This is a genomic window from Gracilimonas sp. (assembly GCF_040218225.1).
GTDB lineage: Bacteria > Bacteroidota > Rhodothermia > Balneolales > Balneolaceae > Gracilimonas.
In genome coordinates this window covers 57,370-82,368 of sequence record NZ_JAVJQO010000007.1, presented here as the reverse complement: position 1 = coordinate 82,368, position 24,999 = coordinate 57,370, and the positions used below count along the sequence as shown (strand labels likewise).

Genomic DNA, 24,999 nt, shown 5'->3' with positions numbered 1-24,999 from the left:
GAAACGGTATCTTTATCATATGAGTACAAAAGATCTACAAGTAGCAGTTATAGGCGGTGGTGCAGCCGGTTTTTTTAGTGCTATTTCTGCAAAAAAGCATAACCCGGATGCAAAGGTAACCATCTACGAAAAAACAGATAGGCTGCTTTCAAAAGTTCGGATTTCAGGAGGGGGGCGATGTAATGTAACCCACTATTGTTTCGATATCCGTGAATTGGTGAAGTTCTACCCACGGGGAGAGCGGCCACTGAAAAAGGCATTCGGGATTTGGTCCACAACAGATACGGTAGAATGGTTTGAAAGCAGGGGTGTAAAGCTCAAGACCGAATCTGACGGACGCATGTTTCCTATTACCGATGATTCTGAAACCATCATTAACTGCCTGCTGGAAGAAACAAGAAAACTGGGAATAGGAATAAAAACCAAAGCCAATATAAAAAGCATTAGTAAAACTGAAGATGGGTATGAGTTAGGGTTTCATAGAGGGGGGCGTAAATCAGCCGAGAAAGTAATTGTGGCTACAGGTGGCAGTCCCCGCGCAAAAGGGTTTGACTGGCTCCGTGAGCTTGGCCATGAAATTGAAGAACCGGTTCCCTCTTTGTTCACCTTTAACATGCCTGATGAGCCTATCAAAGAGCTGATGGGTGTAGTTGCTGAACCGGTTGCTATAAAAATCATGGGCTCAAATCTCAGTAGTAGCGGACCACTACTAGTCACTCATTGGGGAATGAGCGGACCGGCTGTTTTGAAATTATCGGCTTTTGGGGCACGGGATTTTCATAAGATGGATTATGAGTTTAAGATTCTGGTAAACTGGGCCGGAGATAGAGGGGAGCAAGAAGTGCGAAGCATTTTGAAGGAAGTGGAAAATGATCACCCAAAAAAGAAAATCTCTAACGTAAACCCATTTGAGTTGCCGGGCAGGCTTTGGGAATTTCTGTTGAATAAACTGAATCTAGGTGATGATATGATCTGGCAAAACATGGGCAAGAAGAATATTAACCGGCTGGTTCACCTGCTCTCCAACGATGTATATCAGGTTCAGGGAAAAACTACGTTTAAGGAAGAGTTTGTCACCTGTGGTGGAATCAGTTTGCTGGATGTAGACATAAAAACCATGGAGAGCCGGAAATCACCGGGTCTGTATTTTGCAGGTGAAGTGCTGGACATCGACGGCGTGACGGGTGGTTTTAACTTTCAGGCTGCGTGGACTACCGGTTTTATAGCCGGAAAGCTGGATTGAAAATATCACCTATTCTATATCATCGATGTCATCAGAAAAAACAGAAGGATTTGCCTCTCGTAAATTATAAGCACTTCGCATCACTTCCCCATAAGCTCCCGCACTGCGAATGGCAATTAAATCACCACGCTGTACTTCCGGTATAGAAATATCTTTACGGAAGGTATCTGAGCTTTCGCAAATTGGACCGACTACGTCATAGTTTTTCTCTGGTTTCTCACTGGTAAGTACATCAATACGATGCTTCGCTTGATACAGAGCCGGGCGAATAAGTTCAGTCATTCCCGCATCAACAATAGCAAAATTCTTGGCCTTGCCTTCTTTGGTGTAAAGAACACGGGTGATTAAGCTGCCACTTTGCCCTACAATTGATCGCCCAAGCTCAAAGTGAAGACTCTGATGATCTTTAAGCTTGATGTTCTCTTCAAAAAGCCCAAAGAAGCGCTCGAAATCAGGTACTGCATTATTATTGGGGTGATCATAGTTGATTCCAAATCCGCCGCCCACATTTATCACAGTCAGCTTAAAGCCCTTATCTTCGATGTAATTATTCAGTGCATTGGCTTTGGAACACAGTTCCTCAAACGGGGTGAATTTCTCTATTTGTGAACCGATGTGGAAGTGTATACCAATTAACTCCAGGTTCTTTAGGTTAGGGAATTTTTCCAATACGGTATCAAGGTCCGATTCATTAATCCCAAATTTATTCTCATTTAGTCCGGTAGTAATATATTTGTGGGTCTCAGCTTCCACATTTGGGTTGAGCCGGAGAGCCACCCGAGCTTTTTTGTTTTCTTTGCCGGCTAACTCATTCAGAACATCCAGCTCCTGGGGAGACTCGCAATTGAAGCAAAATATATCGTGCTTTAATCCAAGTTCTATTTCTTCATCACTTTTCCCGACACCGGCAAAGGCAATTTCATCCGCAGAAAAACCAGAGTCTAAAGCACGCTGAATTTCTCCGCCGCTAACGCAATCTGCACCTAATCCAGATTCTTTAATCACCTTTAATATGCGGCTTTGGTTATTAGCTTTAAGGGCAAAGTGAACATGATAACCCCGGGAAATAGCGTGTTTCTTAACCTCTTCAAGTGTATTTCGAAGTACATCAAGGTCGTAAAAAAAGTAAGGGGTTTTAAATTTCTGAAGGGCAGAAATTATGTTATTTGGATACATGAGTGAGTTTAATTTGATTCAGCTTGTTCTTCTTCGGTTGTTTTGGCGGGTTTTCTGTCTTTGTCTGCTTCAGGGTTTGTTAAGGAAATCAGCGTGTCGCCATCCTGAGGCACGGGCGGATTATCAATTACAAATGGCTGAACGGTACCGTCTTTTGTAGCCAGAAATAGTGGAATTGCTTCGTTTCCATAAGTTTCTTTGAAGTTTTGGAAGGTAAAAGTCTCTGTCAAAAGAGTTGACTTAATGACTTTCCCGTTCTCGTAAAGCTCCGAAATATGATCGAAGTTCATTTCTTTTTTAAAAAGGGTTCGTCCGGTCAGGTGGGTAGTAACATCATTTTGCTGATTCCCCTTCTTTGAATTTGGTGAAAGCTGGTAAACATGAGAACGACCAAAAACGTCGGCAAAACGGAGAGCCGTTAATGCATTTACTTCATCATTAGGGGTCATAGACAGTAGCTTTCCTAATCCATCAAGGTTGATATAGTCGAGGGCAAACTCAGACAGCACATTGCCATAATAGGTATTCAAATCACGAGACTTGGCATTACTTATATTTTTCCAGTTCGAATCTGCTACCATTACTTTGATACCTTTTTGTTGTATGGCTTCAGCGATGTCGACCGACCAATCGTGAGCACCAACAATGAGAAAGCCTCTGGGGACTGGTTTTGCCACTCCTAATTTGCGAGCCACACATGAAGCTGAAAGTCCGTAAATGGCTACTGTACTGATAATAATGATAAAGACAATGGAAACAAGTTGATTGGCTTCGGGATAACCATTTTGCATCAATGAAATGGCAAATATGGAAGAAATAGAGGCTGCTACCACACCCCGCGGAGCCATCCAGCAAAGAAAAAGCTTTTCTTTCCAATTCAGTGATGAAAACATGGTAGACATGTACACTGCAGCCGGACGAATAATAAATATCAAAGCGCCTAGAAAGGCGAGCATATTCAGGCTAAGACTATCCAGCAGGCTGGAAAGCTCAACCCTGGCTGCAAGAAGGATAAATAAAGCCGATAGCAAAAGCAGCCGGATGTTTTCCTTAAACTCAATAATATGATGAATCCGTGCAGCTTTCTGGTTGGCTAAAACAACCCCCATTAACGTGGTTGCCCACAAGCCCGATTCATGCTGTACAAAGTTCGAAATGGTAAAAACCAAAACAACGACCATTAAACTGATTGGGTTCTGAAGGTAGTCGGGGAGGAGATGTTTTTTTAGGGGGAAGTAGATTAAGGCGGCACCTCCCAGCCCGAGCAACGAACCAAAGAAAATGGTTTTAAAGATACTCATGACTGCTAGTGAGGTAGCTTCAGAGAAACCACTGGCCAGAATGACCTCAAACACCAAAACAGCCAGCATGGCGCCAATAGGATCTATGACAATGCCTTCCCATTTGAGTATAGAACCAACCTGTCCGGCTGGTCGTACCTGTCTTAAAAGAGGGATGATTACGGTAGGACCGGTGACCACCAGAATTGCTCCGAGCAAAACAGCCAGCTCCCATCCAAAACCAAATAAATAATACCCGAAAACAGAAGTCAACACCCATGTAAGTAAAGCGCCTATACTAACCAGGTTGCCAATCACACCTCCCACATTCTTTAGTTCTGAGAAACGAAGGCTCAATCCACCTTCAAAAAGTATAATAGCTACAGAAACGGATATAAAAGGGGTGAGCAAATCTCCCATTAACTGGTCAGGATTTACCAAACCAAAAACAGGGCCGGCAAGAATGCCAGATATCAATAATAATAAAATAGCAGGTAGTTTAAGACGCCAGCCCAACCACTGGGCTCCAACACCAAAAACAAAAATGCTTGCAATTCCAATAAGAATGTGTTCTGCCATAATAAAAAAACCGTATCAACTTGTGAGTACGGTTAGTTTGAATAGATTTCAAGACATAAAGATTCAGAGCCTCAAAGATAAAGAAAGTCAGGCAAAGTTGGAGAAATCTAAAAGTGGCTGAAACCCTTCACGAAAAGATCGGCAAAACTTGAGGAACGACATGGATTTTTAGTATTGTTGTGTTATTATACAAACAGTGATAAGATTTAAAGACCTATGAGTAAAAAATCTTACATATTGAAAGAATTTATTTGGTTGATCGCCATACTAGGGATTGCTACGCTTGTAGAATTTGCAATCATTGAAACCCTTGATCTTCATCCGGTGTTGAGTATCAAAATTCAAGGACTCATCGGTTTGATGTTGATCGGGTATGGTATAAGGATGGCTGCGCGAATCTGGAAATCTTATCATAAACAAGCTGATCCAACTTCAAACGGGAAAGAGGTTTTAGAATAAGCCTGAAAAAATCAGGAATTCAATAATCACGACAAACAAAACTCCTTCCATAAAACTACATTTAGGGCAGAAATAGCAGAAATATATGAAGCATGAAAAATTAGCAAAAGAACTTGGACTATCAGATGTTTATGCTATTGCAACGGGGGCAATGTTTAGTTCAGGATTCTTTCTTCTACCAGGACTTGCAGCTGCCGAAACGGGTCCTTCAGTATTTCTCGCCTACTTTGTTTCCGGGCTGATTGTGTTGCCTACTATGTTTAGTGTAGCCGAATTGGCAACAGCCATGCCAAGAGCAGGAGGAACTTATTATATCATTGACCGAAGTTTGGGCCCAATGATTGGCACAATTGGAGGCTATGGGTCCTGGTTGGCCTTAGTGCTAAAAAGTGCATTTGCCTTAATTGGGATGGGTGCATACATCTCCATCTTTTATGAAGTACCTATAATTCCTGTAGCCGTGATTTTGACTATTGTTTTTGGGATTTTGAATGTAGTTGGGGCAAAGGAAACTACCTTTTTGCAGAAAGTCTTGGTGGCTGCACTTGTTACCATTATGGCATTTTATATTATTCAGGGTGTATTCGCAGTATTTAGCATGGATATTGTGAAGATTACCAAGGAGCAATTTACCCCATTCTTTATTGATGGTTATTATGGGTTTTTTGCTACTGTAGGTATGGTATTCGTGTCATATGCGGGGCTTACGAAAGTTGCCAGTATTGCCGAAGAGGTGAAAAATCCTGATAGAAACATTCCTTTGGGTATGTTTTTAGCCATTGCGACAGCAGTGGTGGTATATGTTATTGGGGTATATATAATGGTAGCTCTCCTGGAGCCAGCTGCCTTTCGGGAAGATCTCACCCCGGTAGCTACCGCAGGTGAAGTATTCTTAGATTGGCTTCCTGAACCCACAGGTTTGATTTTGGTTGTAATTGCTGCGGTTGCTGCTTTTGCATCCACAGGTAATGCAGGAATCATGTCTGCTTCACGTTATCCCATGGCTATGGCTCGGGATAAGCTGATTAATGAGCGTTTTGCAAAACTCAGTAAGCTGGGAACTCCGTTGTGGTCGGTTGTAGCAACCGTACTTATGATGATTTTCTTCCTGGTTGCTTTCAATGTAGCCGAAGTGGCAAAACTGGCTAGTGCTTTTCAATTGTTGCTATTTGGACTGCTGAATCTTGCCGTTATTGTGATGCGTGAAAGCCAGATAGAAGAATACGATCCGGGTTTTAATTCCCCGTTCTATCCATGGCTTCAAATTATTGGGATCATATTTTCCATCATTCTGATTTTTGAAATGGGTGGACTTTCCATTCTGTTTACTATTGTAGTGAGTGTGTTTGGAATAATTTGGTTCAAGTATTACGCGGCCGATAAAGTAGATCGTCAGGGAGCTATTTTCCATGTTCATGCCCGGTTAGGAAAGAATAAAGATCAGGGCCTGGAGCATGAAATGAGAACTATTCTGCGGGAAAAAGGGCTGAGACAGGAAGATCCTTACGAAGAAATGATTTCGAGGGCTGAAGTACTGGAGTTTTCATCATCCACCAGTTACGATGAGATTCTTAAAACAGTAAGTAATAGCTTCGCTGAACAATTAGGCAAAAGTACAGAAGAAATGTACGATGTACTTTCTCAGCTGGAAGAAGATAGAATCATTCCAATAGCTAAAGGTGTCGCTCTAAATCATGCGCGCCTTGCAGATAAAATAGAACCAGAAATGGTACTTGTACGGGTGAAAGGCGGGCTTAAAGTCGACAAGCTTAAAAACCTTGATTCCAAGAAAGCAGGGTCAGAAAAATTAAATACCTTGTTGTTCTTTATCAGTTCTGATGAAAACTCAGGCCAGCATCTGAGAATATTAGCTCACGTAGCTGAAATGGTAGGCACAAAGAACTTCCTGGACCGTTGGATTAATGCAGAAAATGAGGCAGAGTTGAAAGAAATACTGCTTCGAGACGAACGTTTTATACGGCTTATTCTAAATCCTGATAACAAGACCGAAGAATTTATTGGTAAGATGATTAAAGATGTATCCTTGCCGGGACAAAGCCTTATTACCATTATCCGAAGAAAGGATCAGATTAAGATTCCTCACGGTATTACGGTACTTCAGGAAGGCGATGAACTTTCCATCATCGGAGAGATTGAAGATATTAAGGAGCTGAAGAAACTGCTTTAATAAATATCTCAGAGAAGCTTTTCTGTAAGCTTCTCAATGATCTCATCAAAACCGAGAGACATTTCCTCACTTTCTTTCATATTACGAAGCGTGAACTTGCCTTCATTTAGCTCATTATCTCCAATAATGATGGTGTAAAGGGCATTTTCCCGGTTAGCATCTTTCATTTGTGCTTTCATAGAACGACTCATGTAGTCCATGGTTGCTGAAAGTCCGGCTTGTCTGGCTTTGGGAAGGTGGGTAAGTGCCCAGTTCCGCGCAGCGTCACCTAAAGTCACGAAATAAACATCCACTGATTTTTCCTCAGCAAGTTCTATCCCCAACTCTTCACAAGCAATCATGAGGCGCTCCATGCCCGCGGCAAAACCAACGGCAGGAGTTGACGGTCCGCCAATTTCCTCGACAAGCAAATCATAGCGACCACCACCGGCTAAGGCATCCTGTGATCCTAAATCAGGGCTTGTCAGTTCAAAGGCAGTACGGGTATAATAATCCATTCCCCGAACAAGGTGAGGATCTAGAGTATAATTAATACCCAGTTCATCGAGGTAGCCAATAACCTTGTCAAAATGCTTTTTGGATTCTTCGTTCAGATAATCCTGAATAACCGGTGCTTCTTTTATAAACGCTTGATCCTCATCTTCTTTTGAATCCAGAATACGCATGGGGTTTTTCTCGAACCGCATTTGAGAAAGCTCACTCATCTTATCCAGATTCGGCTTAAGGAATTCCCTTAAAGCTTCTTTATAAGCTTCACGACTTTCAGGATCGCCTACAGAATTTAATTTCAGATTAAAGTTCTTGATTCCAATACGTTCATAAATACGCATCATAAAAGCGATACACTCTACATCAGCAATAGGGTCATCACTGCCCAATATTTCCAGCCCAAACTGGTGAAATTGTCGTTGCCGGCCTTTTTGAGGCTTTTCAGCACGGAACATAGGGCCGATATAGTAAAGCTTCTGAGATCCGCCACGCTGCTGCATGTGGTGTTCTACAAAAGCCCGAACAACCGGTGCTGTCAGTTCAGGTCGTAACACGTAATGACTATCACCCTTTTCAAAAGCAAAAATCTCTTTGGAAACAATATCTGTTAGCTGGCCCACACCCCGAACGATAAGTTCAGTTTGCTCCATGATGGGAGTTCGGATTTCTTCGAAATTAAATTTAGCAGCTTCTTCATGAATGATTTGTTCGAGCGCCCTCCATTTTGGAGATTCATCTGGAAGAATATCCACCATTCCGAGGTGGGTCGTGTATTTGGGTTTAGCCATGTAATTGTTTTTCTCTTTTAATTTGAGTGGTGTAAAGATAAGGGGGGAATGGGAGAGTTTCTTAAAGGATTTTGAATAATACCCCCAAGCTATATGAATTAAATAACTCAGATTGAGTCATGTATATTTAATCAGAAAACAACTATCATTGCCTTGATATAAAAGTGACCTAAATAAAAAATAATTGAGCACTTCAGACCAATCTACAAAAAGAACTCTTATTGGTGATGTAGCTAAAGTTGCTACTGGAACAGCGGTAGCGCAAGGTATTTCAGTCCTTATATCACCAATCATTACAAGATTGTATAGCCCGGAAGCATTCGGAGTCTTAGGATTGTTTTTGAGTGTCGTGGGGATTGTTAGCGTCAATTCTACATTTCGATATCATCTTGCTATTCTATTGCCGGATGACGATAAGGATGCTTCTGCTCTGAGCGGTCTATCTTTTTTGAGTACACTATGTGTAAGCCTGCTAACGGGGTTAGTAATTTTTCTTTTTTCGAGTAAATTGGAAATCTGGTTTGATATTTCTATAAATCCGATAGTTCTAGCTATTATTCCGGCAGCTATTCTTATTGATGCTTGTTTATTGATTTTGCGCCAATGGCATATCAGGATGCAATCTTATACTACTGCAGCTACAAGCGAAGCAAGCCAATCTTTAGGAACCTCAGGAGGGCAACTGGGATTTGGATTTTCGGGCTTTGTGGAAGGAATATTTTTAGTGTATTCAAATATATCGGGACTATTTATTTCTCTGGCCATTTATTTAAAAACACTACCTCAAAAGCGCATTTTCTTTAGTAAAAGCATGTTCGATTGGGAGCGAATTAAGCAACAAGCAATTGAGCACAAAAAGTTTTTTCAATATAGTACGGTAGCTGGTGTAATAAATAAACTGGCCTGGGAGCTTCCAAGTTTTATGCTGACTGGTTTCTTTAGCACTACAATTTTGGGCTACTATGTTTTAGGACATCGTTTGCTCAGGCTGCCTATTTCATTAATCGGTGGTGCTATTGGAGAAGTATATTATGAAAGAGGAGCAAAAGCATATAAGCAGGGGACATTAAATGAGATTACCGAATTAGTTCAGCGCAGGTTGGTGCAAGTAGGGTTTTTTCCGTTTTTTGTACTCACTTTTATTGGGGAAGATCTATTCATAGCCTTTTTTGGAATCGAATGGGCGCAGGCCGGGGTTTACTCTCAAATCCTTGCAATGTGGACTTTTGTTTGGTTTTTGAGTAGTCCAAATACCACAATTTATAGCATTACAAACAACCAGGATAAGATGTTTAACATACAGGTGCTGTTGTTTGTACTGCGATTTATAGGACTTGGCATAGGTGGTTTAATGGGGTCTCCAGTATTAGCTATATCGCTATTTGCAATAGCAGGTATTGTGGGGTATGGTATTTTGTTGATACAAATTTCCAATATAGCGAAGGTATCACCTCTACTAATTATCCATGAGATACTGTCCATTTGGCCGGCTTGTGTTTTATTTTCTATAGTTATTTCTGCAGGACTGATTTACGATTTAAATTCCTGGTGGATATCGGCAATTGGTATTTTAGCTGTAATAAGTTTTTATCCCTACATATTTTTGAAAGAACCAGAACTCAGAACAATGATGAGAAGAATACTGTGAGTAAAGAAAATAAAACATATTCATCCGATTGGATACATAAATTAGAAGGTCAATATAATTGGAATTTATATTGGCATCAGCTGGACTTAGTATTAAACCATTCTGGAATAGAAAAAGGAAGTGATATCAATGAAATAGGTGTTGGGACCGGGCTCACTTCTGGGTTTTTAAAAAATAAAGGGTATAGGGTTACAACCATCGATATTGATCCTGAAAAAGAACCGGATATTGTTGCTGATATGACTAACTTCGATTTTCCTAAAGCAGATATGTATCTTGGATTTGAAGTATTCGAGCACATACCATTTAAAGAGGCTAAATCTGTTTGGAAGCAATTGGCGCAAAAAAAGGTTTCGAGAATTGCAATGAGTTTACCATATGCCTACCGAACATATTTATGGCTCGAATTTTGGTCTCCATTTTTCGGTAAAAAATCAATTCATATTGGCAGAAAACGAAATCATATAAACGCTGAACACCATTTCTGGGAATTAGGGATAGAGAGCTACAATACAGAATTGATTATCAGAGAGATGAAAAATTTAGGATTTTCCGTCAGCATCTCGTATCGATATAGAAATCATCATTTTTTTCTGTTCAGCAATGAGTTTAAGTAAACTTAAAATAAATATTCAAAGCTGGTTATTACGACCTTTTGAAATAATACTTAGGTCATGGCCTGAGAAGCAGCGTTCAATAAAGCCCGTTTGGATTATAGGAGCGCCAAGGTCTGGTACCACACTGACATATCAACTATTTTGTTCTTTTTTTAAAACTTCGTACTTAACAAATCGAGTAGCAGAAAGATATAGAATCGCTCTGATATCCCGGTTTTTTGAACGTATATTTTTTTCAAAATCGTTAAACCCAAAATCATTTAAATCAAAATTTGGCAAAACTCATTCTCCAAACGATCCACATGAAGGGGGAGCATTTTTTTATCAGTTTTTTCCGGTAGAAGAGCCTTCTGCCGAATCTTTGGGTATAAATAAAAGAAAAAAGTTTCGAAAGCTGATCCAAAGACTTGCATATCCTTCTGAATTATTTGTGTCAAAAAATACAGTTCATTCTTTAAGAATTAAGGCTTTGGCTGACGCATTTCCTGAATCTCAATTTATTTGGGTTACAAGAGATAAGGCAGATACTGCTTATTCAATTTTAAAAGCTCGTGTAAGTCAAAAAATAGATACAAAAGAATGGTGGGGTGTCAAGCCTCCAGGATGGCAAGAAAGAATAGGGCTCACTGAAAAAAAGCGAGTATTGTGGCAGATTAGCGAAGTCGAAACTATAATTGAAAAAGATCTTATGAAAACAAATAGGCCTTTTTTTAAAGTCAGTTATAAGGATGTTTGTGAGAAGCCACATAAGGTAATGAATGAAATTGCAAAAGAGTTTGGCTTGAATGATTATATAAGTAAGGATGATGATTTTATTCCTGACTCGTTTAATTACTCAACTTCTCCAAAAGATAGTTTAGCAGAGGAAATAAGAATCTTAGTTCAAAATTAATAGAATGATCCCCCACGAATTGCCAGGAAATATTTTTATGCAACCTTGGTGGCTAGATATTGTAGCTCCAGGACAATGGGAAGATATTCGGATAGAAAAAGGTGGAGATATTTTTGCTCGATGGCCCATTGTTTTGCGGAAAGAAAAAGGATTTCGATTTATTGAAATGCCAGTATTGACTCAGAAATTAGGTCCTTGGATTAAGCAAACAAGTTCAAAGCATGAAACGATTCATAATACAGAACGTTCTATGCTCAAAAAATTGATCAAGAAAATTCCCAGCTTTGATAAGTTTAATTATAACCTGGATGCTGATGTCATCAATTATTTGCCATTTATCTGGGAAGGTTTCTCTCAAAATTCTTTGACTACATTTCAAGTACAGGCCCCAATAGATACTAAACAAACTTGGAAAAATTTAAATAGTGCGGTTCGTCGGGATATTCGAAGGGCAGAGGAGTCTTTAGAGGTCATAATTGGTCTGAGCTCAGATGAGCTTTATAATATGATTTCAGCAACTTTTGAAAGACAGGGACTTAAAGTTCCATACTCAAGGGGTCTTTTGTATGATTTATATAATGAGGCATCTTCCAGAGAAAGGGCAACGATAGTTGGTGCAAAAGATAATAAAGGGGTTTTGCATGCAGCTGAAGTTTTTCTTCACGATGATAAGACTACCTATTATTTGGCAGGTGGATTTGATTCAGAATCAGAAGTTCCTGGTGCAGTAAGCCTGGTATTGTGGGAGGGAATAAAAGAGGCCCAGAAAAGAGGTAACACCTTCGACTTCGAGGGCTCAAGTATTAAGTCGATTGAACGTTATTTTAGTTCTTTTGGCAGCAAACCGGTTCACTTTCATCACATACAAGGAATAAGTAAAAAATATGCCCCTTTCTACTATGCCAAACAGTTTATCAAAAAGATGAAGCAATAAGTGCCCAATCTAAGTTTTATTTTATGAATCTAAAGGTCATAATCCCTGACGATCTAACTCAAGTTTCAGAATATACCGTAAAGCTAATATTTGAAGAATTTTGGGGATTAAAGGTTCTTATTAACAAGCATGAAAAAGAGACCTATATAATTTCGGATCAGCAAACAGGTAAAACCCTGAGCTTTCCTGCACTTTTCGTCTCTCAGGAAAAAAGTCAGTGGTTACAAAAGAGATCGCAAGGTAACTGGGGTTTAAAACGTTTCGCTTTTGATAAATTTGATACTCTTCCAGTTTTATTTAATGGAAAGCCCCAAAGTCAGGAACATGACTATGGCATTGATTTCTTTGGCACACTATTTTTTTTATTGAATAGGTATCATGAAAAAACAGAAGAGATAAACCAAGATGATCATGGAAGAAATGTTGCAGACCATACATTTCTTTTAAGAAATAACTTTATTGAAACTCCTTTGGCTGATTTGTATCTGGAGTTGTTTTCTAAAATTATTTTCAAAAAATTTGGAGTTTCTCTGCAGGTAAATAGCTCATTTTCAATTTTACCCTCCCACGATGTAGATCGTCCTTTTGAATACCTTTACTATTCAAGTGGAAAATTGATTAAGCGAGTTTCTGGTGATCTGTTAATTCGAAAGTCAGTAATAAAAGCTATTAACCGAATTAAGAAAGTCAGAAAAATTAAAAATGGTGAACATCAGCTTGACCCATATAATACATTTGACTGGATAATGGACATCTCAGAAAAGTCAGGGAGAAAAAGCACGTTTCATTTTATAGCAGAAAATACAAATGGCAAGTATGACCAAGAGTATGAATTAGAAAACCCCGAAATAAAAAAACTGCTAAAAAAAATTTACTATCGAGGGCATAATATTGGGTTACACCCCTCCTATAATTCACCGATTACTCGAAGTCAAATTTCTAAAGAATATAAGAAGTTAAAAAACGCTGTTAATAAGCTAGGGATTCAGCAAACTGTTTGGAAAAGCAGGAATCATTATTTGCAATGGAATACTGATTGTCTTTCAGAGTTAGAAAAGGCAGGTGTTCATGTTGATCAAACCCTTGGATTTGCTGGTAGACCAGGTTTTAGGTGTGGTACTTGTATCCCATTCCATCCTTTTAATTATAGAACAAAAAGAAAATCTGAGGTGCTTTTTGAGCCCCTTATTCTTATGGAAGTTAGTTTATTTGACAAAGGATACTTAGGGCTGGGGAGAAACCTTGAAGAAGCATGGAATATTGTAGAGGGTTTAAAAAATCAGTGCAAAAAATATTCAGGTAACTTTACTATTCTCTGGCACAACAATCATTTGGTAGACGATGAAATGAAATCTTTCTATCAGGAATGTTTAAAGTAGGGTGGTATGAAAATTTTAATGGTTTTGGATAAAAAATTTCCTACCGATATCCGGGTAGAAAATGAGGCTACCTCCCTGATAAGGGCCGGGCACAAAGTGGGGTTGCTTTCCATTGCTGACAACCCCCAACAAGAAATTGTACAGGTTAAAGGCATCAAAGTGTATAGGGAGAAAGTATCTCGGTTCAAGCGCGATAAAATGCACGGGCTGGCAGGTATGGTACCATGGATAGATCAATTTGTAGCAAAAAAGGTTTCTGCCATTTTAGATTCAGAGCAATACGATGCTGTTCATTTTCATGATTTATATCTTTTTGGAGCTGCAAGGCTGATTCGTAAAAAACATGATGTTTATTTTGTTGGAGATATGCACGAGAATTATGTGGAAGTTCTCAAGGACTATAAATGGGCTACAAAGTTTCCAAATCGCTTGCTGGTATCTCAAAAAAAATGGGAGCGGAAAGAAAAGGAATGGCTTGCTGATATGGATAAAGTCATAACGGTTAGCAAAGGAATAGAAGATAGGATTATTAATAAGGGCGTTTCAAAAGAAGATGTGATTCTTGTTCCCAATACCATACACACCAGACTTTTTGATGAATTTGAAACAGACCAGCGGATCATAAATAAATTTAAGGATTACTTTACGCTTGTATATGTTGGTGGTTTTGTGAGTAATCGCGGATTGGAGCACGTGATAAAAGGGATGAAAGGATTAAGTAAGAAAGCTCCCGATATCAGACTTATTCTGGTTGGAGATGGGGACACAAGGACGCAGTTACAAGCTATTGTTAAAGAAAATGAATTAAGTGATCAGGTTTTTTTTGAAGGATGGCAAAGCCAGGAAAAGATTAAATCCTATCTTGAAGTTGCAGATGTTGGACTGGTTCCATTCAAGCGAACACCGCAAACAGATAACTCAAGTTCAAATAAACTGTTCCAATATATGTATTTCGGACTGCCAATCCTGGGTACAAATTGTACTTCAGTAAAAAAATTGGTAGAAAAAGAAAACTGCGGCCTGATTTATGAAAGCGAAAATACTATCAGGTTTATAGAAAGTGTTATGAATTTATATGAGAATCGAAGCAGGGCAAAGGAACTTGGAAAGAATGGTAAAAAAGCAGTGATTGAGAAATATAGCTGGGATAAAACTATTCAGGATATGCTGAAAATGTATAGTAATCTTGCTGAGAATTGATGGAAAAACAGGATATGCATTCCAAATCTTATTACGAGGAATTCTATAAGGATAGAGATTGGAGTAATCAGTACATAAAAGTTAAATATCAGGTTCAATCTTATTTGAATGTTGTTAATCTTACGTCTACAGTACAAGTCAAAAAAGTATTAGACATTGGTTGCGGAACGGGTATTTACACCAAAATTTTCAATGATCTGGGATATGATTGCAGAGGAATCGACTTTGCAAACTCCGCTATTGAAAAAGCAAAAACCCAATTTCCGGATTGTGATTTCCTTCAACATGATGCAACAAATATCCAGATTCAGGATAAATTTGATATGCTTTTTGTAAGTGGTTTCTCTCCCTTTAATACTACCAATTTTGAAGCTACCCAGCAGATAATAAACCGATGGTCGAGTTGTTTAGAAGATGAAGGCGTTATATTTATTCTTGGGAGAACTGATTTTAGCGGGATGGAGTCCTCTTCTGGTTGGTTTTATCATACTCACGATCAGATCAAGACTATGTTTGCTCATCCTGACTTTTCAATGAAAACATATTTTGCATATCCTCTTTTCAGATATTTGGTATTAACCCCATTATTAAAAAAACCCATAATGAGTTTAGTAAGCTATATTTCTGAAAACTTCATCGGTAAAATAATTCGTAAACCGGTAAGAGTAATGACTGTTTTAGTGAAAGAGTTATGATCTCGGTCATTAAAAAAATAGTTCAAACTTCCAGGCTGGGTGAGTATCAAGCTATTCTGGAAATAGCGTTGGCGGAGGGGTATAAGATAACATCACTAAAAGATTGGTACGAACATGGTTTTTACCCCGATCAAAATGTGTTGGTTTTACGTCATGATGTGGATTATGATAATGAAGGTGCCTACAAAATGTATGAAATAGAAAAGAGGCTTGGTGTTAATTCCACTTTTTACTACCGGTGGTCTACTATTCATGTTTCTACAATGGAAGAGATCAATGAAAATGGTTTCGAGGTTTCCCTGCATTTTGAAACATTGGCAACTTATTGCAGAGAAAAGAATATTTGCTCCGGGCAAGAATTAACAACTGAAGATTTTGATATATGCTTTGAAAAACTTCTCGATGAAATAAGAGTTTTCCAGGAAAAATTTTGGGACATAAAAACAATTTGCTCTCATGGGGACCAGCGTAACAGGTTGATTGGCATCCCAAATCATCGAATTTTAGAGGGTAAAGACCGAGAAGAGTTGGGTCTATTCTTTGAAACTTATGATGAACCTATAAAGAGTAAATTTGATGCCTATATTTCGGACTCTAGTATTAAGTCAAATCACGGGTGGAGATATGGTTTATCACCAGAGGAAGCAATAAAGCAAAAAAAGAAAAATATTTGTTTGCTAACTCATCCTCAGCACTGGAACTATCATTTATCAAGAAATATCAAAAAAGTGGTCACAGATATTTATGAACATTTTTTTAGATCATAATAAGTAAGTTCTAAGTTCTCAGTCTTCAAATTAAAAACAGATGAAAAAATAATGAAGCTAAGTTTTACTTTAGGTCCATTCAAAGCAGGATTATTTGCTGAGAAAGAGAATAAGAAAGTGATTATATATCTGCCTGAGTCAAATATGTTGGATACTCTTAAAAAAGCCGGTAAAGAAAATTTCAACAATTCTGAAGAAGATAAAAAAAGACTTAAAGCATATATAGAGAAGAGAAGTACAAGCTCTTTCTGGAAGGATGATCCCGGATATCTATTTATTAAAAAGTACCTGCCTGAAGGTGAGATAAGCTTGATTGATATAGGATGTAATGTCGGTAACCTTCCATTTTATTTAAAAGCTGAAAATTTATGGAATAGAATTTCCTATATGGGAACAGACTTACTGCCTGTTTTTGTGGAATTAGCAGCAGAGGCATTGCCTGAGGGTGTTTTTTTCGTCTCAGACATCCAGGAAGATGTTATCGAAGAGTCATTTGACGTGGTTCTAACTAAAGGGACTATAATTTCTACTTTTGACCCAATAAAAAGCTTGAAGAATGTGTTGTCTGTTCCTTCAAAGCAAACAATGCTCATACACACAGCTATTTCTGATGAGGTTACGTCCGGAGAGAAATTCTATAACATCCTTGTTACAGATAAAGACAACATTTATACAAGCTCCGTGCTCTCAAAGAAAGCCTTTTTTGAAGAAGTAAAAGCTTTTGGGTTTTCTGTTAAAGAAATGAACAAAAGGCCCGGAAAAGTGGAAGTTCAGAATAAAGGAGTGTATCACCTTTACGACTTTGTTTTGGAAAAGAAGGATTAAATAAATTTTTCCTTTAAGACTTTAGTGATTTTTTTTGTGGCTTTACCATCTCCATATAAAGATGTCCAGTCTCCATCTGGATTTTGTTGAACAGCCTTCACGATAGCTTTTGTATTTGCACCTGTAAGCTGATTCCATCCTCCCTTTAATGTTTCAACCCATTCAGTTTCCTGCCGCACAGTAATGCAAGGTTTCTTCATCCAGTAGGCTTCCTTCTGAAGTCCACCGGAATCGGTAATTACTTTTGAGCAGTTCTTAAGCAAGACCATCATTTTGAAGTAGGAAACAGGTTCGATCAGGTGGAGATTTTTGGGTATAGCCAAGCTTTTCAATTTCTTTTTATTTCTTGGGTGAACGGGCCAAACAACTGGCTTAGAAAGTTTACTAAAAGCCTGCAGAACAGAATTTAAGTTGGTATCACTATCAGTATTGGATGGCCGGTGAATAGTTGCGAGATAATATTCCTCTTTGTTAAAGGGAAGAACCTGTTTTAGGTCTATTTTTTTATCAGCAATTTCTGAAAAAGTGAGCAGTGCATCATACATCACATCACCAACATTAAATACATTGTGTGTAATGCCTTCTTTAGCTAATTGGTCTACGCCTTGCTCTGAGGAACAGAACAGGAATTCTGATGCATGATCGGTTAGAATTCGATTTATTTCTTCCGGCATTTCTTTGTTAAAACTCCGTAAACCTGCTTCAATATGAACAATAGGAATATGCAACTTTGAAGCCACCAAGGCTCCGGCCAAAGTGGAGTTTGTATCACCGTAGACTAATAAAGCATCAGGATTCTGAGGTAGACCAAAAATGAATTCTTCTATTTTCTGGAGCATTATTCCGGTTTGCTTTCCATGCGAACCGGAACCTACCTCTAAATTTACAGATGGTGCAGGAAGGTTTAATTCATCCCAAAAAACAGTACTCATTTCATGATCGTAATGTTGTCCGGTGTGGATGATTTCTTCTTCAATTCCCACTTCAGCAAGTGCTTTCGACACAACTGCGGCTTTTACAAATTGTGGTCTGGCTCCAACAATGGTCAAAATCGATTTCATGAAACTAATTCATTTAGTTGAGTGGCGATTTTCTTGGTCAGCGATCGTCTCGAGTATTTCTCTGCATCAATTCCCTCGTATGAGTTTATCCCTTCCTGCCAGTTTTGGAACAATCTCATTATTTCACTTTTAAGACGATCTCTCTCAGAATATAGAATAAACCTACCGGCTTTTGTTTCGTCAATTACTTCCTTTGCGTCTCCATCAACAGGACTCAGACAAATGATAGGTCGCTTAGCTGCGAGGTATTCAAACAATTTGCCGGTTAAAATTAAAGGAGCATTTGGTGTATTATTTATAATTAGAAGAAGAGCATCAGATTGCTGTTGTATCCTGATGATTTCATTGTGCGGTACATAACTCTCAAATTGAACCAAATGCTGAATGTTAAACCGGTCAATATCTTCTTTTATGGTTCCATCAATCTTACCGATTAATCGAAGCTTGAAATTATTACGGAAATGGTGGTTCTCTTTGCTTAGTTCACTGAGTGTCTCCCATAGAACCTGCGGATTACGTGTGGGTGTCATCATTCCAACGTGAGAAAGGGAAAAAACAGAATCAGGGTGATAACTTTCTTCACTAAAATCATCCTTATCAAAACCATTAGGCACAACAGAAACAGGTGTATTGGTAATTTCCTGAAATTCCTTTTTCATGGTAGGGCTGATTACGACCAAATCATCAGCGGTTTTAAGAACTTTACTTTCCAGCTTATGATGTTTTTTCCGAGCATACTTAGATAGCCTTAGTTCCTCAAAAAAATCAATATTGGTCCAGGGGTCGCGGAAGTCTGCCAGCCAGGGGATGGAAATTTGTTTAGTAACATTCATCGCAATCATATGCATCGAGTGCGGAGGTCCGGTAGATATTATTGCGTCAACGGGGTTATCTCTTAAGTGATCAGTTAAGAACTTTACGGAAGGGCGAATCCAAAATTTACGGGCATCGGGAATAAAGAAATTTCCCCTTATCCAGACAGATAAAGAATGAAAAAAAGATGATTCTTTCCCGGTTTTCATCAAACCTGAGCCAAGCTTTTCGTCTTTTTTAAGGCCGACCAGTTTTTTGTAGAATATGTAAGGTTCCCATATTGGTTGTTTAATAACGGTTAAGTCTTTAGGAACATCCTTAGAAAGAGAGTGGTCTATAGCAGGTCTTTCGGGATTTGAAGGGGTGTAAATAATCGGTTCCCAGCCAAATTCTCTGAGATATTTAGCAAATTTAACCCACCGCTGAACACCAGATCCTCCACTGGGAGGCCAGTAATAGGTTATAATCAGGACCTTTTTAGTTTGTGCCACCTGTAAACCTGTTTCTGAAAAAAGTGAAACCTACAAACCCTGCCAAGAGTAGCTGTATACCAAGTGATATCCATGACAAAGTAAGTCCAAGGCTATAAATCGATGGTTCAAACCTTAGAGTAATGGTGTGGTTTCCTTCTGGCACCGCCAATCCTCTAAGAAGATAGTTGGTTTTATAAATAGGGACTTCTTCTCCATTCAGTTCAGCAATCCATCCGGCGGGGTAATAAACTTCACTTAATACTAAAAAGCCTGGTTCACTTCGGTTCACTTCCAGCTTAATTTCAGGTGCAGAATATTCTACCACATTGACGCTGGATAAGGAGTCCTTTTTAATTGAAATAGACTCAGATGTTTCAACAACAGCTGTTTTTGCAAAATCGATTTTTCCAGGATTTAAATATTCATATGCCATAACAGGTTCTTGTACTGTGATCACCGAATCAACAAAAAAGGCTTTAGGCAATACAGCTGTGTTCTCATAAACCACACCCTGAGGGCTCTCGAATGCCACTATATAACCGGGAATGTTTAATCCTCTGCGATACGTAAGGTATTTAACATTTAAGAGGCTAAGCAGGTTAGTATTAAGTCCAAATTGCCCTTTAAACAACGGGCCTCCCTGGTCAATGACATCCTGGGTGATACTGAGTTTTGCACCCGAATAACCTCCTATTGAAGGGTAGAAATAAGCAGGTATGGCATTGTTGAAGGCATTATCTAACAATGGGAGTACCCGGTAAGGATAGCTTGTGTTATCTGAAATGTTCTCCTGAATAAATGTATCCAAAGGACGTTTTTGTGAAAGTATTGTTTTTACAGGATCGACATTGCCAGCTACAAAAGTTTCTTCCGGCACGTATCTTTTATCAACATTGATCATGTCTATTGTTGCCAAAAAGACAATGATTAACATGCCTATTTCGGATGATAGTTTTCCTCTGAATACCACAAAGAGAATTCCCCCGGCTACCACAAAAAAGATTACCGATCTCAGAAGGTCACTTTTAGCTTTATCCTCCCTTTCCGGTACGAGTGTGGAATTCACGTACTGAACAGCTCGCTGTTTTACCTGAGGGTTTTCAGGACTTACCTGATTTTGTTGAGCAATCTGATTGGCAATATTTTGTACTTCTCCCGGCTTGGCATACTCCAGAGAATTTACCTGTACAAACAGGAATACAAAAATTGCCGCAGCCACTCCGAAAGGCATATAGAGTTTTTTAATATCTGCGGACTTCTGCTTTACAAAATCTAAAAACCAATCAGCTCCGAATGCAGCAACAGCAGCATAGCAAAAGGCTGTAAAAGCCAGCCAGGTTTCCGGTGCTCTAAATTTGTCAAAGAAAGGGATGTAGTCGAAGGCAAACTCATTTAATAGCCTGAAGTTTCCTCCCCATGAGAACAAAATTCCCAAGGTACCAGCGGCAAAAAAGACATACATGATTTTGCTACGCTGTCTTAGAAGAGCTATCAAAATAAATGGCAGTGAAAGTATCCCAAAGTAATGAGGCCCGGAAGTAAAAGATTTTTGGCCCCAATATTCCGGTGAGGCTCCTCCAAATAAGTTGGGTATTAAAACTGTAAATGTTTCCTTAATACCCTGCGACCATGCAAAGGCATAACCTGAATCAAGCCCTTCAGTATTTTCAATAGCAGAGCCCCCACGGGTGCTAAATTCAGAATATTCTTGCAGAGGCAAGAGTCGCTCAGCATTGCCTAAAAATCCTATAATGGCGCCGATAGCAAGAATCCCCGTCGTGAAAGCCCATTTTTTAATTTCATTTTGTTGATATGCTTTCCAGGTATCGAAGACCCATAAAAGCCCTAATAAATAAAAGAAGTAGTATGTTATTTGAGGGTGACCAGCTCTAAATTCAAGAGCAAGTGCGGCAGAGAAAAGTAATAATCCGGCAATTTTATTATCTCTCCTTGTTAAATACCAGTAACCTGAAATAACCCACGGAGCAAATGCAAGAGCAACAAACTTGGAGGTATGACCTGCCGCAATAATTATGGGGAAATATGAGGTGAGACCATATAAAATACTTCCAAACAAAGCAGAAAGTGGTTTTAACCCCATCAAAATTAATAGCAGATACATTCCCGAAAATAATATCCAGTATTGAAAGGCAGGATATATATTTTTAAACAATCCAGCTAATCTATCTAAGTGAGGAACCTGTGTTTTAACGGAAACCACATATGCAGGCATTCCAATAAACATATTAGGAAGCCAGAGTGTTTGTTCTCCAACTTGTTCTTCATATTCATATGCTGATTCAGCCCCGGCTCTCCATTGAGTTATATCATGTCTCTGAAACTCTTTTCCTCCTATTGTAGCTGCGGTAAACAGAAAAAATGGAATCAGGAAAAGTATAGCCAGCGCGATGATGTGCTGACGGCTTTCTGGTAGTTTGGTAAAGAAATCCTGTTGGGCGGAATTGTTTTTGTCTGACATGTGGGTGGGTTTATTCAATCACTTTTGGAACGCGGAAATAATCACTGTCGGCATCAGGGGCATTTTTAAGAGCATCTTCATGCGAAAGGGGTTCTTTGGCTTCGTCTTTTCTGAGACGGCTTTCAAGATCAATCACATGTTCGAGCGGTTCAACATCAGAAGTGTCTAACTCATCTAATCTCTCCATGTAATCCAGAATTTTATTCATATCCTGGGCAAAGGATTTTACTTCATCTTCGGCAAGCTGGAGCCGGGCCAAATCGGCCATATAGCGAACATCTTTTTCAGTTACAGACATATATACATATTATTTGGTTCGATTGAATTTAAGAAACATTGGGTGAAAGATTAATCGGTTTTTAAATAAGTTAGAAATATTGACTCTTTTGAGAATGGAGGTTCAATATTTTAGGTTCAAAAACTTGGCATCTTGCATATTTTATTTCCATTTTAAGAAACTATTTTGTCTACATGATTAAAAAGAAAGTAACCATAATAAATTCAGCAGGTTTGCATGCGCGTCCTTCGGCGTCGCTGGTGAAACTTGCAAGCAAGTTTAAGTCCGATTTTTTTATTCATAGCTATGGGTATCGGGTTAATGGGAAAAGTATATTAGGGGTTATGACCCTGGCAGCTGAATGTGGTGCTGAACTGGAGTTAGAAGTAGATGGTCCTGATGAGCAGGACGCAATGGATGCTATAGTTGATCTTGTAGAGAATAAATTTGGAATGGAAGACGAATAACAGTCTCAATACTTATCATGGAAGCCACTAATACCACTGAAATTACTTTAAAAGGGCGTAGTGTCGGATCAGGTGTGGCTATTGGTAAGGCTGTATTACTTAATTCGGAGTCGAAGACAGTAACACCCACCTCTATAAAAAAGTCGGCTGTAAAAAAGCATAAGGAGCGTTTTTTAAAGGCAAAAGAAAGCCTTATTGAAGAGTTGCAGCTTATGGCTGATGAATTAAATGATGCCGGCTCGGCTGAAATAATAGACACTCAAAAGCAAATTATTCAGGATGGTGAGATTGAAAAAAGTGTATTTGAAATTATAGAGAGGAAGTTGCTTAGTGTCGATTTTGCCATTTATCAAACCTACTGCCTTTTCATAGAACGGTTAAAAGAGAGTGGTTCTGAGTTGTTCCGGCAGCGGATTGTTGATCTTGAAGATATTCGTGACCGTTTTATAAGTCTGGTTTGTAATCAGCAAAACAAGAAATCGATAAAGAAAGGTTCGCTTATTGTAGCGCGGGAAATTAGTCCTACCGACCTGGTTTCTTATTATGAAGACGGAGCTATTGGCCTGGTAATGGAGAAAGGAGGGGTAACTTCTCATGCGGCAATTATTGCTAAGTCACTTGGAATTCCTTGTATAGTGAGTGCTGAAAAAGCGACTAAGGAAGTGTTGAATGATAAAACAGTGGTGCTTGATGCAGCTGAAGGAATCCTGATATTAAATCCGTCACGTAAAACAATATCCAATTATCGTAAAAAGGCAGCCAAAGCCGCTAAGAAGAAAAAGAAGAAACCCGATAGTTTTGAGACATCAGATGGTGTTCCTGTCAAAATCACAGCCAACATTGAATTTGAAGCAGAAGTACCTAAGATTAAAGAGCATGGTGCTCAAGGAATTGGCTTGCTGAGAACAGAGAGTCTTTTGTTTGGCCATCGCCTTCGAAAAAGCATGGAAGAGCAGGAGGCTTTTTATAGTACTATTCTGAAGGGGACAAACGGGGCAGTAACTATACGTTTGTTTGATATAGGTGGAGATAAGACCAGTGGAAGAACTGTTAAAGAAGGGAATCCATTTTTGGGGTGGAGAGGTATTCGCTTGCTGCTTGATGAGAAAGAATTACTTCAGAATCAGCTTAAAGCAATTTTAAAAACAGCGGCAAAATATCCCGGCCAGATTCGCATTTTAGTTCCCATGGTTTCAGTGATAAATGAAGTTGCCGAGATCAAAAAAGAGCTAGAAGAAGCAAAGCATAAGCTCAACTCAGAGGGGATAGAATTTGAAGAAAATGTGCCGCTCGGACTAATGGTCGAAGTACCAAGTGTGGCACTTTCAGCTCATCAATTTGCTAAAGAAGTAGACTTTCTAAGTGTGGGTACTAATGACCTGACACAATATACTTTGGCTGTCGATCGGGGTAATGAGCGGATTTGTAATCTTTTTCAGCATTACCACCCATCGGTGCTAAAATTGATTAAGATGACGGTTAAAGGAGCTGAAAAAGCAGGCATTGATGTAAGCGTTTGTGGAGAGTTAGCGGGAGATGAGATTGGGGCGGCTTGTCTTATTGGCCTGGGGATTAAAGAGCTTAGTATGGTGCCCAAATCTATATCCGGCATCGGTGAGCTTCTTCAATCAAAGACAAAAGCGGACTTCGAAAAGCTAGCGAAATCCGCCCTTGAATTATCTTCTTCTGAAGAGCTGGAAAGCGTCTACGAAGAGTGGAAAAAATAAGGCTACTTCTGAGCTACTCCAATTACACCGCAAGCCACACGGCTTCCTGCTGCTCCGGTTGGTTGAGAAGTTAAATCATCTTCACCTGCGTGAATGATGATTCCCCGTCCCAAAATTTGGTTGAGGGTTACAGTTTCATCTACATAATCTACGGTAGCCATTCTATCTTCATTGGCTTCGATATTTCCTAAGTCACCCATGTGACGTTCCATGTCGCTGGGAGCACCATGATTGTTATTTGTCGGATTGAAATGCCCGCCCGCACTGGTTCCGTCCTCAGCTGTGCAGTCTCCATATTGGTGGATGTGGAAACCATGATTACCAGGCTCAAGCCCCTTAAAATTTCCTTTGATTCTGACACCATTTTCAGCTTTGCTAAAGGTAACAGAACCGTCAACATTGCTGTCACCCACTTGCATTACTGTAGCTACTAATTCAGAATGTTGAGTATCCGAATTCTTAGTGGTCGTTTCAGTTTCAGTCTGTTGCGTACATGCTGATGCTGCAAATAAAATGGCAGCGAAAAAAGTAAAGAGCTTCATT

At 39.2% G+C, this 24,999-nt stretch carries 22 protein-coding genes; 14 read left to right on the top strand and 8 right to left on the bottom strand.

All coding sequences use genetic code 11. The features are described 5' to 3' along the window. Positions 1 to 19 precede the first annotated feature (19 nt). Complete coding sequence (locus RIB15_RS10605) at positions 20 to 1,243, top strand: BaiN/RdsA family NAD(P)/FAD-dependent oxidoreductase (RefSeq protein WP_350202127.1); 1,224 nt, start codon at positions 20 to 22, stop codon at positions 1,241 to 1,243. A gap of 9 nt (positions 1,244 to 1,252) precedes the next feature. On the opposite strand, the gene lysA is transcribed toward RIB15_RS10605, so the two are convergent. Next, a complete protein-coding gene (gene lysA / locus RIB15_RS10600) occupies positions 1,253 to 2,419 on the bottom strand; it encodes a diaminopimelate decarboxylase (protein ID WP_350202126.1) in 1,167 nt (388 codons plus the stop codon). Positions 2,420 to 2,427: 8 nt separating this feature from the next. Next, positions 2,428 to 4,278, bottom strand: coding sequence for a cation:proton antiporter (locus RIB15_RS10595; protein WP_350202125.1), 1,851 nt, complete (start codon positions 4,276 to 4,278; stop codon positions 2,428 to 2,430). A gap of 216 nt (positions 4,279 to 4,494) precedes the next feature. On the opposite strand from RIB15_RS10595, the gene RIB15_RS10590 reads away from it, so the two are divergent. Further along, entirely contained in the window at positions 4,495 to 4,737 is a 243-nt protein-coding gene (locus RIB15_RS10590) for a hypothetical protein (RefSeq protein ID WP_350202124.1), read from the top strand. 85 nt (positions 4,738 to 4,822) lie between these two features. Continuing rightward, positions 4,823 to 6,925 (top strand): amino acid permease, encoded by a 2,103-nt coding sequence (locus tag RIB15_RS10585; RefSeq protein WP_350202123.1) that lies wholly within the window; start codon positions 4,823 to 4,825, stop codon positions 6,923 to 6,925. Positions 6,926 to 6,933: 8 nt separating this feature from the next. On the opposite strand, the gene hisS is transcribed toward RIB15_RS10585, so the two are convergent. Next, the gene (gene hisS, locus RIB15_RS10580) at positions 6,934 to 8,202 is read right to left on the bottom strand and encodes a histidine--tRNA ligase (RefSeq protein ID WP_350202122.1); all 1,269 of its coding nucleotides are present in this window, start codon (positions 8,200 to 8,202) and stop codon (positions 6,934 to 6,936) included. 184 nt (positions 8,203 to 8,386) lie between these two features. Here hisS and RIB15_RS10575 point away from each other — a divergent pair, with 184 nt between their 5' ends. Genes RIB15_RS10575 through RIB15_RS10535 form a run of 9 tightly spaced genes read left to right on the top strand, consistent with a single transcriptional unit; the run spans position 8,387 to position 17,159 of the window. Then, the gene (locus RIB15_RS10575; protein ID WP_350202121.1) at positions 8,387 to 9,850 is read left to right on the top strand and encodes a lipopolysaccharide biosynthesis protein; all 1,464 of its coding nucleotides are present in this window, start codon (positions 8,387 to 8,389) and stop codon (positions 9,848 to 9,850) included. Beyond that, on the top strand, positions 9,847 to 10,467 hold the full coding sequence (locus RIB15_RS10570; protein WP_350202120.1) for a class I SAM-dependent methyltransferase: 621 nt from the start codon (positions 9,847 to 9,849) through the stop codon (positions 10,465 to 10,467). The genes RIB15_RS10575 and RIB15_RS10570 overlap by 4 nt, the downstream gene beginning before the upstream one ends. Then, the gene (locus RIB15_RS10565; protein WP_350202119.1) at positions 10,454 to 11,359 is read left to right on the top strand and encodes a sulfotransferase; all 906 of its coding nucleotides are present in this window, start codon (positions 10,454 to 10,456) and stop codon (positions 11,357 to 11,359) included. Before RIB15_RS10570 ends, RIB15_RS10565 begins: the two co-directional genes overlap by 14 nt. 4 nt (positions 11,360 to 11,363) lie before the next feature. After that, positions 11,364 to 12,293: a GNAT family N-acetyltransferase gene (locus RIB15_RS10560; RefSeq protein WP_350202118.1), complete on the top strand. Its 930-nt coding sequence runs from the start codon at positions 11,364 to 11,366 to the stop codon at positions 12,291 to 12,293. 23 nt (positions 12,294 to 12,316) lie between these two features. Beyond that, on the top strand, positions 12,317 to 13,672 hold the full coding sequence (locus tag RIB15_RS10555) for a polysaccharide deacetylase family protein (protein ID WP_350202117.1): 1,356 nt from the start codon (positions 12,317 to 12,319) through the stop codon (positions 13,670 to 13,672). 6 nt (positions 13,673 to 13,678) lie between these two features. Beyond that, positions 13,679 to 14,872 (top strand): glycosyltransferase family 4 protein, encoded by a 1,194-nt coding sequence (locus tag RIB15_RS10550; protein ID WP_350202116.1) that lies wholly within the window; start codon positions 13,679 to 13,681, stop codon positions 14,870 to 14,872. Positions 14,873 to 14,886: 14 nt separating this feature from the next. Beyond that, complete coding sequence (locus tag RIB15_RS10545; RefSeq protein ID WP_350202115.1) at positions 14,887 to 15,567, top strand: class I SAM-dependent methyltransferase; 681 nt, start codon at positions 14,887 to 14,889, stop codon at positions 15,565 to 15,567. Beyond that, entirely contained in the window at positions 15,564 to 16,334 is a 771-nt protein-coding gene (locus RIB15_RS10540; RefSeq protein ID WP_350202114.1) for a hypothetical protein, read from the top strand. Before RIB15_RS10545 ends, RIB15_RS10540 begins: the two co-directional genes overlap by 4 nt. A gap of 51 nt (positions 16,335 to 16,385) precedes the next feature. After that, a complete protein-coding gene (locus RIB15_RS10535) occupies positions 16,386 to 17,159 on the top strand; it encodes a class I SAM-dependent methyltransferase (protein WP_350202113.1) in 774 nt (257 codons plus the stop codon). On the opposite strand, the gene wecB is transcribed toward RIB15_RS10535, so the two are convergent. From wecB to gatC, 4 genes are read right to left on the bottom strand one after another with little or no spacing between them, the layout of a single operon-like run. Beyond that, the gene (gene wecB / locus RIB15_RS10530; protein WP_350202112.1) at positions 17,156 to 18,220 is read right to left on the bottom strand and encodes a non-hydrolyzing UDP-N-acetylglucosamine 2-epimerase; all 1,065 of its coding nucleotides are present in this window, start codon (positions 18,218 to 18,220) and stop codon (positions 17,156 to 17,158) included. The two genes, RIB15_RS10535 and wecB, sit on opposite strands and share 4 nt — an antisense overlap. Further along, positions 18,217 to 19,524 (bottom strand): glycosyltransferase family 4 protein, encoded by a 1,308-nt coding sequence (locus tag RIB15_RS10525; RefSeq protein ID WP_350202111.1) that lies wholly within the window; start codon positions 19,522 to 19,524, stop codon positions 18,217 to 18,219. Before RIB15_RS10525 ends, wecB begins: the two co-directional genes overlap by 4 nt. Next, the gene (locus RIB15_RS10520) at positions 19,511 to 21,985 is read right to left on the bottom strand and encodes a YfhO family protein (RefSeq protein ID WP_350202110.1); all 2,475 of its coding nucleotides are present in this window, start codon (positions 21,983 to 21,985) and stop codon (positions 19,511 to 19,513) included. The genes RIB15_RS10525 and RIB15_RS10520 overlap by 14 nt, the downstream gene beginning before the upstream one ends. A 10-nt stretch (positions 21,986 to 21,995) precedes the next feature. Continuing rightward, positions 21,996 to 22,283: an Asp-tRNA(Asn)/Glu-tRNA(Gln) amidotransferase subunit GatC gene (gatC, locus tag RIB15_RS10515; protein ID WP_350202109.1), complete on the bottom strand. Its 288-nt coding sequence runs from the start codon at positions 22,281 to 22,283 to the stop codon at positions 21,996 to 21,998. A 173-nt stretch (positions 22,284 to 22,456) separates the two neighbouring features. Here gatC and RIB15_RS10510 point away from each other — a divergent pair, with 173 nt between their 5' ends. Both RIB15_RS10510 and ptsP read left to right on the top strand, forming a co-directional pair. Beyond that, a complete protein-coding gene (locus RIB15_RS10510; RefSeq protein WP_350202108.1) occupies positions 22,457 to 22,729 on the top strand; it encodes an HPr family phosphocarrier protein in 273 nt (90 codons plus the stop codon). 17 nt (positions 22,730 to 22,746) lie between these two features. Beyond that, positions 22,747 to 24,456 carry a phosphoenolpyruvate--protein phosphotransferase gene (gene ptsP, locus RIB15_RS10505; protein WP_350202107.1) on the top strand — a complete coding sequence of 570 codons (1,710 nt, stop codon included), beginning with the start codon at positions 22,747 to 22,749 and terminating at the stop codon, positions 24,454 to 24,456. Positions 24,457 to 24,458: 2 nt separating this feature from the next. On the opposite strand, the gene RIB15_RS10500 is transcribed toward ptsP, so the two are convergent. Next, positions 24,459 to 24,998, bottom strand: a complete 540-nt coding sequence (locus RIB15_RS10500) for a superoxide dismutase family protein (RefSeq protein WP_350202106.1) — start codon at positions 24,996 to 24,998, stop codon at positions 24,459 to 24,461. Between the last annotated feature and the right edge of the window lies 1 nt (position 24,999).

Coding starts and splice junctions, on each gene's coding strand:
- RIB15_RS10500 (WP_350202106.1), bottom strand. CDS start 24,998: ATGAAGCTCTTTACTTTTTTCGCTGCCATTTTATTTGCAGCATCAGCA.
- RIB15_RS10550 (WP_350202116.1), top strand. CDS start 13,679: ATGAAAATTTTAATGGTTTTGGATAAAAAATTTCCTACCGATATCCGG.
- ptsP (WP_350202107.1), top strand. CDS start 22,747: ATGGAAGCCACTAATACCACTGAAATTACTTTAAAAGGGCGTAGTGTC.
- RIB15_RS10520 (WP_350202110.1), bottom strand. CDS start 21,985: ATGTCAGACAAAAACAATTCCGCCCAACAGGATTTCTTTACCAAACTA.
- hisS (WP_350202122.1), bottom strand. CDS start 8,202: ATGGCTAAACCCAAATACACGACCCACCTCGGAATGGTGGATATTCTT.
- RIB15_RS10590 (WP_350202124.1), top strand. CDS start 4,495: ATGAGTAAAAAATCTTACATATTGAAAGAATTTATTTGGTTGATCGCC.
- wecB (WP_350202112.1), bottom strand. CDS start 18,220: ATGAAATCGATTTTGACCATTGTTGGAGCCAGACCACAATTTGTAAAA.
- RIB15_RS10545 (WP_350202115.1), top strand. CDS start 14,887: ATGCATTCCAAATCTTATTACGAGGAATTCTATAAGGATAGAGATTGG.
- RIB15_RS10560 (WP_350202118.1), top strand. CDS start 11,364: ATGATCCCCCACGAATTGCCAGGAAATATTTTTATGCAACCTTGGTGG.
- RIB15_RS10510 (WP_350202108.1), top strand. CDS start 22,457: ATGATTAAAAAGAAAGTAACCATAATAAATTCAGCAGGTTTGCATGCG.
- RIB15_RS10595 (WP_350202125.1), bottom strand. CDS start 4,278: ATGGCAGAACACATTCTTATTGGAATTGCAAGCATTTTTGTTTTTGGT.
- lysA (WP_350202126.1), bottom strand. CDS start 2,419: ATGTATCCAAATAACATAATTTCTGCCCTTCAGAAATTTAAAACCCCT.
- RIB15_RS10605 (WP_350202127.1), top strand. CDS start 20: ATGAGTACAAAAGATCTACAAGTAGCAGTTATAGGCGGTGGTGCAGCC.
- RIB15_RS10535 (WP_350202113.1), top strand. CDS start 16,386: ATGAAGCTAAGTTTTACTTTAGGTCCATTCAAAGCAGGATTATTTGCT.
- RIB15_RS10540 (WP_350202114.1), top strand. CDS start 15,564: ATGATCTCGGTCATTAAAAAAATAGTTCAAACTTCCAGGCTGGGTGAG.
- RIB15_RS10565 (WP_350202119.1), top strand. CDS start 10,454: ATGAGTTTAAGTAAACTTAAAATAAATATTCAAAGCTGGTTATTACGA.
- gatC (WP_350202109.1), bottom strand. CDS start 22,283: ATGTCTGTAACTGAAAAAGATGTTCGCTATATGGCCGATTTGGCCCGG.
- RIB15_RS10555 (WP_350202117.1), top strand. CDS start 12,317: ATGAATCTAAAGGTCATAATCCCTGACGATCTAACTCAAGTTTCAGAA.
- RIB15_RS10585 (WP_350202123.1), top strand. CDS start 4,823: ATGAAGCATGAAAAATTAGCAAAAGAACTTGGACTATCAGATGTTTAT.